This window comes from Actinomyces sp. oral taxon 169, assembly GCF_013394715.1.
In the GTDB taxonomy this organism is placed as follows: domain Bacteria; phylum Actinomycetota; class Actinomycetes; order Actinomycetales; family Actinomycetaceae; genus Actinomyces.
The window spans coordinates 1,642,991-1,655,305 of record NZ_CP058259.1 but is presented as its reverse complement, the minus strand read 5'-3'; the positions used below and the strand labels follow the sequence as shown (position 1 = coordinate 1,655,305).

9 protein-coding genes are annotated in these 12,315 nt (G+C 69.8%); 5 read left to right on the top strand and 4 right to left on the bottom strand.

Features of this window, described 5'->3' with window-relative positions; genetic code table 11:
• Window positions 1-44 precede the first annotated feature (44 nt).
• Complete coding sequence (locus tag HW274_RS07055; RefSeq protein ID WP_256692511.1) at window positions 45-1,775, top strand: serine/threonine-protein kinase; 1,731 nt, start codon at window positions 45-47, stop codon at window positions 1,773-1,775.
• Window positions 1,776-1,850: 75 nt separating this feature from the next.
• On the opposite strand, the gene HW274_RS07050 is transcribed toward HW274_RS07055, so the two are convergent.
• Window positions 1,851-4,118: an FAD-dependent oxidoreductase gene (locus tag HW274_RS07050; RefSeq protein ID WP_185988472.1), complete on the bottom strand. Its 2,268-nt coding sequence runs from the start codon at window positions 4,116-4,118 to the stop codon at window positions 1,851-1,853.
• An 87-nt stretch (window positions 4,119-4,205) separates the two neighbouring features.
• Here HW274_RS07050 and HW274_RS07045 point away from each other — a divergent pair, with 87 nt between their 5' ends.
• The 3 genes from HW274_RS07045 (at window position 4,206) to HW274_RS07035 (ending at window position 6,180) form a co-directional block, all read left to right on the top strand.
• Window positions 4,206-4,826, top strand: a complete 621-nt coding sequence (locus HW274_RS07045; RefSeq protein WP_185988471.1) for a TetR/AcrR family transcriptional regulator — start codon at window positions 4,206-4,208, stop codon at window positions 4,824-4,826.
• Window positions 4,827-4,960: 134 nt separating this feature from the next.
• Window positions 4,961-5,203, top strand: coding sequence for a hypothetical protein (locus HW274_RS07040; protein WP_185988470.1), 243 nt, complete (start codon window positions 4,961-4,963; stop codon window positions 5,201-5,203).
• 2 nt (window positions 5,204-5,205) lie between these two features.
• Entirely contained in the window at window positions 5,206-6,180 is a 975-nt protein-coding gene (locus HW274_RS07035) for a Clp protease N-terminal domain-containing protein (RefSeq protein WP_185988469.1), read from the top strand.
• A 140-nt stretch (window positions 6,181-6,320) separates the two neighbouring features.
• Here HW274_RS07035 and sucB read toward each other — a convergent pair whose 3' ends face one another.
• The 3 genes from sucB to HW274_RS07020 form a co-directional block, all read right to left on the bottom strand.
• Entirely contained in the window at window positions 6,321-8,033 is a 1,713-nt protein-coding gene (gene sucB / locus HW274_RS07030) for a 2-oxoglutarate dehydrogenase, E2 component, dihydrolipoamide succinyltransferase (RefSeq protein ID WP_185988468.1), read from the bottom strand.
• A 30-nt stretch (window positions 8,034-8,063) separates the two neighbouring features.
• Entirely contained in the window at window positions 8,064-9,437 is a 1,374-nt protein-coding gene (gene lpdA, locus HW274_RS07025) for a dihydrolipoyl dehydrogenase (RefSeq protein WP_185988467.1), read from the bottom strand.
• A 238-nt stretch (window positions 9,438-9,675) separates the two neighbouring features.
• Window positions 9,676-11,694 (bottom strand): leucyl aminopeptidase, encoded by a 2,019-nt coding sequence (locus HW274_RS07020; RefSeq protein ID WP_185989584.1) that lies wholly within the window; start codon window positions 11,692-11,694, stop codon window positions 9,676-9,678.
• Window positions 11,695-11,715: 21 nt separating this feature from the next.
• Here HW274_RS07020 and HW274_RS07015 point away from each other — a divergent pair, with 21 nt between their 5' ends.
• On the top strand, window positions 11,716-12,270 hold the full coding sequence (locus tag HW274_RS07015) for a hypothetical protein (protein ID WP_070510719.1): 555 nt from the start codon (window positions 11,716-11,718) through the stop codon (window positions 12,268-12,270).
• Window positions 12,271-12,315 lie beyond the last annotated feature (45 nt).

The window sequence follows — 12,315 nt, the reverse complement described above, 5'->3', positions numbered from 1 at the left end:
GAAAGGGCTGGTCATCACAGTGCGCCGTGATGACCATGGAGTGCATGAGCCCGACGACGTGCCCCCACCCCGCCGACCGCCCCGGCGATGCAGCCTCCCACCGTACCCGGCCCCGACGCCGTCCCGTACCTCGCCGGCGACTCCGGCCGCTCCGCGCGGGTGCCCCTCACGCCGGCTCACTGCCTCCCTCAGACGCGGAGCCGAGCATTCCCGATTCGGCGCTTGGCGCCCTGTCGCAGCAGGGCTACACCGTCGGTGAGGTCATGGGGCGCTCCACTGCCCCCAGCGCCCCTCGCCGTGGCCTGGATGCGCAGGGACGCCATGTGGTCATCCGGGTCGTCGACCTGCCCCGCGGGCGCGCTGGAGCCTTGGTCCTGCGGCGCTTGGCCGATCTGCGCGTCCTGCGCCACCCCGGCCTGGTCACCGTGCGGGAAGTGGTCTCGCTGCCCGAGCACCGGGCGGGCGTCATCATGGACCTCGTCGACGGAGCGGGACTCGACGTGGTCCTGGGGGCGCGAGGACGGCTGAACGTCTCCTGGCTGGCCACGCTCCTGGACGTTCTGGGCTCGGCACTGGCCTACCTGCACGAGCACGGAGTGACCCACGGGGACGTGTCGAGCGGCAACGTCCTGGTGACCGCCGATGGACACCCGGTCCTCGTCGACCTGCTGGGCTCCGTCATGGAGACGGGCACGCAGGAGTATGCCGCACCGGAACGTCTCGCCGGTGCCCCGCCTTCCGCGGCCGGTGACGTCTACGCCCTGGCCCGCCTGCTGACCGAGTGCTCGGGACAGGGTGGTACCGCCTCCCGGCGCCTGGCGGGAATCCTGACTGATGCCCTGGCCGAGGATCCCGCAGACCGCCCCACCGCCCGGGACCTGGCGGCCCGGGCGCCTCAGCTGGGGCAGGCCTCACCCATCGAGCTGCCTGACGGCGCCCGCCTGGCTGCCGGCTCCCTGCGAGCAGCAGCCCGCACCCCGACCCGCACGGTCGGCTCCAGGCTCAGGCCCACAGCGCGACCGAGCCGCCGGCCGAGGAGGAGGAACGAGCCATGGAAGAACCACGGCAGTGCCGGCCGCACCGGGCGAGGGCCCGCGGCCATACGCTGGGGGAGAAGGAGAGGATCAGGGCGCTCGCGCACCCGCGCCTGGGGACTTACGGCAGTGGTACTGGTGGCCGTCTGCCTGGCCGCCTGGGGACCGGCCAAGGCCCTGGTGGCGCACAGGCCCGCGTGGGCGCTCGGAGCGGCCGCCGGCCCGACATCATCGGCGCGGCCGTTGACCTCAGCCCGCGCCGGAGCCCTCCCTGCAGGTAGCCCGTCTCCCGTAGTCGCCGCGAGCTCAGTCGCAACGGCGTCGACGCAGGCTCCTGGCGGGAGCGGCGGCGTCGACGTGGCCGGCGTCGTCGTCGGACTGTCCGCGGCTCGAGACCGGGCCCTCATGGCCGGCGATGCCGTCGCTCTGGCGGCCACGACGGTACCGGGGTCGCCCGCGGCGCAGGCCGACACTGAGGTTCTCACCGAGCTGTCCGACTCCGGCGAAGGGGTCAAGGAGCTGCACACCTCCGTCAGCCAGGTCGCTGAGGTGAGGCTGCCTGACGACGCGGAGGAGCAGTGGGCCGGCGCGAGAGCGGTCCGGGTGACGCTGTCTCAAAGCGCCTCAACGCGTTCGGGGCCTACGGGAACGCGGACGGTTCCGGCCCTCGCGCCTCGCCAGGTCGTGCTCATCGTCGTCCCGGAGCCGTGGCGCGTGGCCGACATTCGAGCCGTGGAGTGACCTCTATGGGGCACCGCAGGCCAGGCGTGGTCGACGATCGGAGCGAACTCGGGGTGGATACGGGCCGTGTGGGGCTCAGTAGGGCTCGGTCAGGACCGACGTGTAGCCCTCGCGCTCAAGCACGTCTCGTGCGTCTGCCACCATTGCCGCCGAACCGCACAGGTAGACGTCCGTGCACTCGGGATCGAGCTGGAGGTCGTGGGCGAGCGCGGTGAGGGCCTGGGTGACTCGTCCGTGGAACGCCTCCGGAGCCTCCTGGCGGCTCAGGCAGCGCACAACGGTCCCGGGCATGGGGGAGCTGATCCTGGTGGTCAGGTCCTCCTCCTGGTGACGGCACCCGAAGAGCAGAATGTCGTGCTCCAGGCCGGGAGCGTGAGCGAACATGGCCAGCATGGGTGCGATCCCCGTGCCGGTGGCGATGAACAGGCGGCGCCTGCCTGAGTCGACGAGCCCGAAACCGCCCAGGGGCAGCTCCACCACCGTCTGCGCTCCCGTGTCCGCGTTCTCGATGAACTGGGACCCTCGGCCGCCTGTCCGGGTGGAGATGAGCAGACGAAGACGATCCTCCTCCAGCCCCGCGATCGAGTAGTCACGCCATGCGTCATCGCCCACGTGCAGACGGGCGAACTGCCCCGGCGCCCACGGGCCGATCCTGCCGTCCAGCTGCAGCTCCGCCTCCCACACGCTGGGAGTCAGACGCCGTTTGGAGACCAGGGTGGCACGGTGCTTGCCTTCGGGCAGTGGGCGTACTGCGCGAGATGCGGGCGGCGCGGGAGGCGTGCGCAGGGCGGAGGTGATGGTGGGATACCCGCGGGACCCAAGGACCTGGCACGCGGCTGCGACGCCGCCCATCATGGCTCCCATGATGCCGGCGCTCCCGGCATCCTGTCCGGAGAGGAACAGACCGGGGACGGCCGTGCGCGGTCCCAGGGGGAGGGACCGGAACCTCAGTGGAGTGGCCGGAGGGCCGTAGAAGGCCCCGGCGGGATGAGCGGTGTAGTGCTCGTAGGTCAAAGGAGTGGAGGTCTCCACGTAGTCCACGAGCTCGGTCAGCCCCGGAGCCGCGCTCTCAGCCAGCTCCAGCATGCCTCGGGCGATGCGCTCCTTGAGAGCGAAGTACTCGGGGCCGCGGCTTTCTCGGGGCTGCTCGGCCCACTGCCGGAAGGCTCGCGCGTCACAGAAGGAGATGAGCTCGGCGGTATGCGGGGACTCGCCGGACTTCAGAGAGGGGAAGGAGACGAAGACATCGTGAGGGTGCCCCTCGAGCAGCGAATCGCTGTACCGTTGTGCACCCTCGTGATCGAGGTCCCGGTTCACCCAGATGTTTCCGCCATCGATGCCGATGCTGCGCGGGTCATCACGCAAGCGTAGGAAGACGGTGACCGCGGACGTGCCCGTACCCAGGTGCTCCAGCGTGCGGCGTGCGGGCCCGGTGCGTCTCCCGATCTCTCCGAATGTGGGCAACAGACGGTTGAAGGTGTTGGAGGCGCCGATGGCGGACACGATGACTGGGGCGCGGTAGACGCGTTCGCGTACCTGGGCGCCGCGGTGGTCCATGACTCGGACCCCGACCGCCGTCCCGTTCTCGGTGAGGATCTCGGTGACCTCCTGCGCGACGCGGACAGCGCCTCCGGCCTGCTCGATGCCCTTCTCGAAGGTGCGGGCGATCCGAGCGCTGCCACCGCGGGGGAACCAGGCGCCCTCGAGGTAGTGGGAGACAATCAGCGCGTGCACGGCAAAGGCCGATTGGGACGGCGGCAGGCCGTAGTCCCCCCACTGACTGGCCAGGACGGCCTTGAGCCTGGGGGAGCGGAAGTGGGAATCCAGATACGCCTTCGTCGTCTGAGTGGCTTTCCGGCCTCCCAGGCGTTGGGCGGCCCTGAGCAGCGAGGCCGCAGGTCGGGGGATCATCCCCTGGACGAAGCCCAGCGTCAGCCACCGTGTCACCCGGCGAACATCCTGGAAGTAACGGTGAATGGCTCTGGCCTCCTGGGGGAACACGGCAACCAGGTCGCGCTCGTACTGAAGCGGATCGCTGCTGACGCGCAGGTCCACGCCCGGGTAGACGAACCTGTCGTAGGCGTCGGGCATGCGGTTCCACTCCAGCTCACCACCAGAGAGGTAGTCGAAGTAGGCACGGCCCTGGCTTCCGGGACCGAGCTGACCGATGTAGTGCACCCCCACGTCCCAGGAGGCGCCGTCACGCCGGAAGGTGTGCGTCAGTCCGCCCGGTTCCGTGTGCCGCTCCAGGACCAGAACCCGCTTGCCGGCGGCGCGCGCCAGCAGGCCGGCAGTCGTCAGTCCTCCAATGCCCGAACCGATCACGATGACGTCGTAGGACATCCCTTACCCCTCCAGTAACTAGACAGTGTCAAGTCAGCATAGCAGCCAACTGGACACTGTCTAGTAGTTCGGTTCTAGACTCCTTCCATGACCTCTGAAACGACAGGCGCCTCAGGGCGCCGCGGCGGCCGGGACCTGCGCTCCGAACTGCTGCGAACCAGCAGGGAGCTCCTCGACGAATCCGGCCCCAGTGCTCTGAGCATGCGGGAGGTCGCGCGCCGCACCGGCTGTACGCACCAGGCGCCGTACCACTACTTCGCCAATCGCGAGGCCATCCTGGCGGCCTTGGTGTGTGAGGGCTTCGATGAGCTCGCGGACAGGCTCGCTGTGGCGCACGAGGGGCTTGGGGATGCAGATCTGCATGCGGTCCTGGTGGCCTCGGGAAACGCTTACGTTGAGTTCGCATTACGTCATCCCGGGGTGTTCCGAGTGATGTTCCGGCCCGACGTCTGCGATCCCGAGCGCTTCCCGGAGGTGGTGCAGGCCGGCGATCGTGCGCGTCGGGAGCTGGCCCGCCTGGCGAAGGCCGTCATGGGTGATGGCGCTCAGGTCGAGGCGGAGGTGCTCATCTGGTCCGGCGTGCACGGCCTGGCCTCACTGCTCCTCGACGGCCCCTTGGCGAGCGAGTTCAGCTCCACAGAGGGTCGCATCGACTTCGCTCGCGGCGTCGTCGGTCTTGCTGGGGTGTCCGAGGTTGGCAGGGGCTGAGGGGGCGGGAATCGGCGTAGTGGCAGGGGTGCGACGGAAGCGGAAAGGTGTTCGGTCTCCGGACTGAATGTCCTTGTCGAAGGTGAACAGCAACATAGGTTGACAAGTCGGTTCTGTCAACCTATGTTGCTCGTATGGATGCGCACACCGCAGCCACCGAGGCTGCTGACACCACTCGCCCCGAGGACGGGCTACGAGCCCTGGCGGCTCTGCGACGACTGACGGACAGCCTTGAGCTTGCGCAGGTCGAGGCCGCTCTGCGCATAGGCATGGGATGGAGCGAGATCGCCTCCTGTCTTGGAGTCTCTCGTCAGGCAGTCCACAAGAAGTACGCCAAGCGAGTTCAGCCCGGTTTGGCCCCGACCCGAAGGAGATGACGATGGCCGCTGTTGCGCACTACCTGACCTGGCTCGAAGCCATGCGTACGGAGGCCGCGCGCCTTCGCCACCGGGAGGTCGAGCCGGAGCACATGCTCCTCGGCCTCCTCGCCCAAGGCGGGACAGCTGCGGCCGTCTTGGCGGCCAATGGCGTGACTCTGTCGCGAGCGCGCGCCGCCGTCGACGACATGACCCATGCGGACCTTGCTCGCGTGGGCATTAGCCTTCCCGACGCCCTCAGACCTGAGCCGATCTCAGCCGAAGAGCTGACCGCGAAAGCGGGAGGAGAGATTCCCCTCTCGGACGCCGCCGCCGAGTTCATCGATAACAAGGGGACCTCGTTAATCACCAGCGCACAGGCTCTGCAAGCCCTCATCTCCTCATCCACCGTCTCACTCCAGCCCCCGGTTGTCAGGCTTCTTGCCCACTGCGGAGCCGACGTCGACTACCTGCGCACGGAGCTCAGTGAGATAGCAGCCGACGAGGAACCGGCCCGGGGACGCTACCGGATGACTGATGAGTACCGTGGGTACGGCCTGGATCGGGACCTGAGGCAGGAACGCTTCATCTCAGCGTCAGCGGCTCAGCTGGCCGCCCTACTGAAAGACCCGGACCGGCTCACGTGGTGGGGGATACCCCGACAGCAGCTGGTTGAAGTACTTTCCGACGGCGCCGTGCAGAGGGCGGAGGGGCGCCGTCGAACCGCCTTCCTGAGATGGCGGCTGGAGACGGCCGTGGACACGACGATTACCTGGTCGTGCACCGTCGTCTCAGGGCGTCACGACGGTGAGGTGGCCTTCGTGAAGGATCTGCACCTGATCGAGGCGCCGGGTGGCACTCGCGTCCGTCTGGTCCTGGCGCATCGCACATGGGGGCGGCTGGGGGCGCTGCTCTACCCGATCGTCTGGCGCGGGACTCGTCTGGGGCTGGAGAACACGCTCGCCGGTATCGCCCGGGCTGCGGCGGAGTACTCCTGAGCCGAGCCGCGAGCCGGGAATGGACCTCGGCGCTTGCCGTGTGCCCGAGTACGGGACCCGATAGCCCGGGTACAACGAACGGGGCCCCGCACCGTGGTGGTGCGGGGCCCCGTTGACGGCCTAGCGGGCCGAGCGCAGGCTCACAGACCCAGCTCGCCGCCGAAGTCGCCCTCCTCGAGGCGCTTCTTGACCGTCATGAGGTAGCGGGCCGCGTCCGCGCCGTCCACCAGTCGGTGGTCGTAGGACAGGGCCAGGTAGCACACCGAGCGGATGGCGATGACCTCGCCGCCGTCGGCGTCCTTGATGACGCGCGGCTGGCGCTGGATGGCGCCCAGACCCAGGATCGCGACCTCCGGCTGGTTGATGATCGGGGTGTCGAACAGGGCGCCACCGCTGCCGGTGTTGGTGATCGTGAAGGTCGAGCCGCTGAGCTCATCGGGGTTGACCTTGTTGTCCCGGGTACGGGCGGCCAGGTCGTTGATGCGCTTGGCCAGCCCGGGGATGTTAAGGTCCCCGGCGTTCTTGACCACCGGCACGAGCAGGCCGCGCGGCGTGTCCACCGCGATGCCGACGTGCTCGACATCGTGGTAGGTGACGTTCTTGCCCTCGATCGAGGCGTTGATCTTCGGGTGTGCCTTGAGGGCCTCCGTGGCCGCCTGGACGAAGAAGGGCAGGAAGGTGAGCTTGGTGCCGTTCTTGGCCAGGAAGTCGTTCTTCGCGCGCGCCCGCAGAGCGGCCACGCGAGTCACGTCCACCTCGACGACGGTGGTCAGCTGGGCGGAGGTCTGCAGGGAGTCGATCATGCGATCGGCGATGACCTGACGCAGTCGGCTCATCTTCTCCGTGCGGCCGCGCAGGGTGGTGTCCACCTCGGGCTTGGCCGAGGCCGGCTTGGCCGCGGCGGCGGGCGCCGACGCCTCAGCAGCCGGAGCAGGGGCGGCTGTCGCAGCACGGGCCTCCTCGGCGGCCTTGGCGGCGGCCTCCACGTCCTGCTTGCGGATGCGTCCGCCGACACCCGTACCGGTGACGGTGGACAGGTCCACACCCTTGTCCTTGGCGAGCTTGCGCACGATCGGCGTGACGTAGGAACCCGAGGCTCCAGAGCTCACCGGTGCGGCGGCTGCAGGCGCCGCGGTCGCAGCAGGAGCGGGTGCCGGGGCCTCAGCGGCCGGGGCGGGAGCCGGAGCCGGGGGCTCGGGTGCGGCCTGCGGCGCGGGGGCGGCCGGTGCCGGGGCGGAGCCCGCCTCGGAGGGGTCGCCGATGATGGCCAGGACGGTGCCGACCTCGACGGTCTCGTCCTCGGGGACGCGGATCTCCAGCAGGACGCCGGATGCGGGGGAGGGGACCTCGGTGTCGACCTTGTCGGTGGCGACCTCCAGCAGGGGCTCGTCGGCCTCGACGGTGTCTCCCACGGCCTTGAGCCAGGAGGAGACCGTCCCCTCGGTGACGGACTCACCCAGAGCCGGCATCGTCACCTCAGTGCCCTCGGCCGAGCCGCCGGCCTGCGGGGCGGCGGGTGCCGGGGCCTCAGCGGCCGGGGCGGGAGCCGGAGCCGGGGGCTCGGGTGCGGCCTGCGGCGCGGGGGCGGCCGGTGCCGGGGCGGAGCCCGCCTCGGAGGGGTCGCCGATGATGGCCAGGACGGTGCCGACCTCGACGGTCTCGTCCTCGGGGACGCGGATCTCCAGCAGGACGCCGGATGCGGGGGAGGGGACCTCGGTGTCGACCTTGTCGGTGGCGACCTCCAGCAGGGGCTCGTCGGCCTCGACGGTGTCTCCCACGGCCTTGAGCCAGGAGGAGACCGTCCCCTCGGTGACGGACTCACCCAGGGCGGGCATCTTCACGGACTCTGACATTGCTGTCTTCCTTACTCTCGTCTAGCTAGATCAGCCGTGGTTGTGCAGCGGCTTGCCGGCGAGGGCCATAGCGGCCTCGCCGAGGGTCTCGTTCTGGGTGGGGTGGGCGTGGACCAGGGCGGCGACGTCGTCGGCGTCGGCCTCCCAGGACACCATGAGCTGGCCCTCACCCACCTGCTCGCCCATGCGGGCGCCGATGGCGTGGAAGCCCAGGATCGGGCCGTCCTTGAGGGAGACGAGCTTGACGAAGCCCTGGGTCCCCAGGATCTGGCTCTTGGCGTTGCCGGCCACGTTGAACTCGGCGGAGGTGATGTTCTCCTTGCCGTGGATCTCAGCGGCCTTGGCCTCCGACAGCCCCACCGAGGCGATCTCGGGCTCGCAGAAGGTCACCTTGGGGACCAGGACGTCGTCGACCGGGGTCGGGTCCAGGCCCGCGATCTTCTCCGCCACGACGATGCCCTGGGCGAAGCCGCGGTGGGCGAGCTGGACGCCGGGGACGATGTCACCCACGGCCCACACGCCCGGGACGTTGGTGCGGCCGTACTCGTCGGCCAGGACGAAACCGCGGTCCATGGTGACCCCGACCTCCTCGTAGCCGAGGTTGGCGGTCGCCGGTCCACGGCCCACGGCGATGAGGAGGACCTCGGCCTCATGGGTCTTGCCGTCCTGGGTGCGCACGGTCACCCCACCGTCGTGGCGCTCGACCGACTCGAACATCGTGTTGGTGCGGAAGGTGATCTTGCGCTTGCGGAAGGCGCGCTCGAGCTGCTTGGAGATCGCCTCGTCCTCGTTGGGCACCAGGTGGGGCAGCCCCTCGATGATGGTGACCTGGCTGCCCATGGAGGCCCAGGCCGAGGCGAACTCCACCCCGATGACACCGCCGCCCAGAATCACTGCCGAGGCGGGGACGTGGTCCATCTCCAGGGCCTCCTCGGAGGTGATGACGCCTCCGGAGATCTCCTGTCCGATGGTCTTGGAGTAGGAGCCGGAGGCGAGGACCACGTTGCGGCCGGTGATGCGACGGCCGTCAACCTCGACGGCGTCGGCGGCCACCAGGCGTCCCCACCCCTGGATCAGGTCAATGCCCCGCGAGGACACCAGGCCCTCCAGGCCCTTGTGCATCCGCGAGACGATGCTGTTCTTGTACTTCTGGACGCCAGGCATGTCCACGCCCTCGAAGGCGGCCTTGATGCCCACCGTGGCGGCCTCGCGCACGGCGTCGGCGGTCTCGGCGGCGTGCAGCAGGGCCTTGGTGGGCACGCAGCCGCGGTGGAGGCAGGTGCCCCCCAGCTTGTCCGCCTCGATGAGGGCGACCTTGAGGCCCAGTTGGGCGCCGCGCAGGGCGGCGGCGTAGCCCCCTGATCCCGCGCCCAGAATGACCATGTCGTAGACGGTCTCTGTCACGAACTCACTCCTTGTTGGTTGGTCATGTCGCCCTCGTGGGGCGGCTCGGCACGGGGCCATTGTTCCACCTGAAGAGGGAGTGCAGGAGCCACGGGGGTTGCTGTTTAGGGACCAGAGTCCTGAAAACGGGGTGAGACGCATCACCGTTCATGGGTGGTTACGGCAACAAGCCGTGCCGGGGAGCTCATGTGAGGCCCCGGCACGGCTCGTCGTCGACTCGTCTGCGCTGGACGTGGGCTCAGGTAAGGATGCTGACCTCGGCGGACAGCGAACGGAGCAGCTCCACCAGGGTGGAGACCCCCATGCCCGTCCCGCCGGTCGGAGTCAGCCCCCAGGGAGAGGAGTCATTGTAGGCGGGACCGGCGATGTCGAGGTGGGCCCACGGCCGGCGCCCCACGAACTCGCGCAGGAACAGCCCGGCCGAGAGCATCCCGCCGGCGCGCGAGCCGACCTTGGTGTTGCGCAGGTCGGCGAAGGGCGAGTCCAGGGTGGCGCGCAGGTGCGCCGGCAGCGGCATCGGCCAGAAGGACTCTCCGGCCCGCTGAGCCGCGGCGACGACCTCCTCGCGAAGGTCCGGTGTCCCCATGACGGCGGCCACATGGTCGCCCAGGGCCACGATCTGCGCCCCGGTGAGGGTGGCCACGTCCAGGACGGCATCGGGCTCCTCCGTGACGGCCCGTGCCAGGGCGTCGGCCATGACCAGGCGCCCCTCGGCGTCGGTGTTGGTCACCTCCACAGTGGTGCCGTCGAACATCGTGATGACGTCGCTGGGCCGCTGGGCGTCGGCGCCGGGCATGTTCTCGGCCAGCGCCAGCCACGCGGTGACACGGATCGGCAGCGCCAGGCGCGCGGCCGTGATGATGGCGCCCAGCACGGTGGCGGCCCCTGCCATGTCGGACTTCATCTCCGGCATGGAGGAGGCCGGCTTGAGGGACAGCCCGCCGGAGTCGAAGGTGATGCCCTTGCCGATGAGGGCGACGTGCTTGGGGCGTCCGGCTGCGCCGTCGCCCTCGGCCTGTGAGCCCGCCTGCCCGCCAGCGGCCTCGGTTGCGTGCTCCGGCGACCACTCCAGACGGACCAGGCGCGCCGGGTGCACCGAGCCCTGAGCCACCCCGAGGATGCCCCCGAAGCCCTGCTCGACCAGTGCCGGGGCGTCCCAGATCTCAACGCGGATGCCGGCCTCCTGCCCGGCTGCGCGGGCCCTCTCGGCGAAGACTTCCGGAGTCAGCCGGTTCGGCGGCTCGTTGACCAGATCCCGGGTCAGTGCCGTGGCCTGGGCAAGCGCCAGGGCTCCCGCCAGCGCCTCCTGCCCCTCGGGGGTGTCGGCCAGGGGGGAGATGATGGAGATGGTCGTGAGCGGGGAGGTCTTCTTCGAGGTCTTCTCCTGCCCGGGGCGGTCCTCGTTCTTCGTCGCGCTCCAGGAGTACGCGCCCAGGGCGGCTCCGTGCGCGACGGCGGCGAGCTGCTCCTCGCAGAGCGTGGGCAGTGCCAGGACCGCGGAGTCGGTCCCGGCCAGTGCTCGGGTGGCGCGTCCGGCCGCCCGGCGCAGGAGACCGGTCTGGTCGTAGCCCAGTGCGGCCTCGTCATCGGTGGTGACGGCGAGCGGATCGGTGTCGGCCCAGCCCGTTCCGACGCCGACCACGAGGATCGTCGCCGGTCCCCGGTAGCCCTGGGCAGTCACCGCGGAGGAGGGCAGACGCACCACCGAGTCCTGGGCGCCTGAGAAGCCCAGGGCCGGCAGCAGGGTCACCAGGGCGTTGATGTCCAGGCCCTCTAGGGCGGTGCTCGACGGCGGCTCGAGTCCCTCCAGGAGGATCTCGGGGGCCTCGGCCCCGTCCCGGCCCGGCGCTGCGGCCAGGACGAGCACGTCGGCCTCGGCCTCGGTGCCGGAGGCGTCATGGGGCCCGATGTCGGATGCCTCCTCAGACCCGTCACCCTTGACGGTGGCGCTGTCGGTGTCGCCCTCCTGGTCCTGGGAGGTCTCCTCGTCGCCGTCGGAGTCCTGCTTCAGGTCCTGCTCGGCGGCTTCGGTACCTGGTGAGCCGGACCCTTCCCTGGCTTCAGGGGCCTCGGAGCTCTCGGCATCCTCGACCGTGTCGACCTCGGCCTGACTGCTGAGGTCGGTATCCTTGCGGTCATCGTCCGCCGAGGCGCGTGCGTTCAGGGATTTGGTCAACTTAATGGTGCTCACGTTGTGAATAGTAACGTTCTGGCATTGGTTGGAGGTTGAACCTGTGCTGCGCGTGCCGAAGGTCATCACACGGAAAGGTCGTTCCTCATGGACGAGCGCTCATCGGTACGCCCGGTACAGGACACCCGCCGTCCCGCATACGGGTGGGGGCGGATCCTGGTTGGCGTCTTCGCCGTCTTCGGGGCGATCGTTCTCGTCCCCTCGCTGACGACGCTGCTGAGAAGCCCCGACGAGGAGCCCGCGGTGTGGTCGCTCAACCTCCTGGGGGGCGTCCTGTACCTCCTGCTGGCCGTCTGCGTGGCCCACAACGGGCGCCGGATGCGCAATATCGGCTGGATGTGCCTGGGGGCGCTGGCCACCATGGCGGTGCTCATCGGTGTTCTCACCCTGCCCGCCCCCTCGCCCGCCGACCTCAGCGTCTCGGTGTGGGCGCACTGGGGCCGGTCCCGGTGGTACCTGCCCGCGATCCTCCCGGTGGTCGCCGCCGCGTGGATGTGGATGTCCGACCCCCGGCGCATCGTGGCCAACGCCGAGCGCATCACCGAGCTGTCCGACACCCTCACCGAGAGCATTACCGAGAAGGCCCGGGCGGTCCAGGAGGGCCGGGCTCACAAGACGTCCCGCGGTGGTCGGGACCGGTAGGGCGCTGCGGCAAGTTCTACGGCGCCGGAGCGTGTCGAGCCCCGG

Bases quoted from the DNA above. Each gene is read 5' to 3' on its own strand.
- HW274_RS07035 (WP_185988469.1), top strand. From the start codon at position 5,206: ATGGCCGCTGTTGCGCACTACCTGACCTGGCTCGAAGCCATGCGTACG.
- HW274_RS07015 (WP_070510719.1), top strand. From the start codon at position 11,716: ATGGACGAGCGCTCATCGGTACGCCCGGTACAGGACACCCGCCGTCCC.
- HW274_RS07020 (WP_185989584.1), bottom strand. From the start codon at position 11,694: ATGACCTTCGGCACGCGCAGCACAGGTTCAACCTCCAACCAATGCCAG.
- HW274_RS07050 (WP_185988472.1), bottom strand. From the start codon at position 4,118: ATGTCCTACGACGTCATCGTGATCGGTTCGGGCATTGGAGGACTGACG.
- sucB (WP_185988468.1), bottom strand. From the start codon at position 8,033: ATGTCAGAGTCCGTGAAGATGCCCGCCCTGGGTGAGTCCGTCACCGAG.
- HW274_RS07055 (WP_256692511.1), top strand. From the start codon at position 45: ATGAGCCCGACGACGTGCCCCCACCCCGCCGACCGCCCCGGCGATGCA.
- HW274_RS07045 (WP_185988471.1), top strand. From the start codon at position 4,206: ATGACCTCTGAAACGACAGGCGCCTCAGGGCGCCGCGGCGGCCGGGAC.
- HW274_RS07040 (WP_185988470.1), top strand. From the start codon at position 4,961: ATGGATGCGCACACCGCAGCCACCGAGGCTGCTGACACCACTCGCCCC.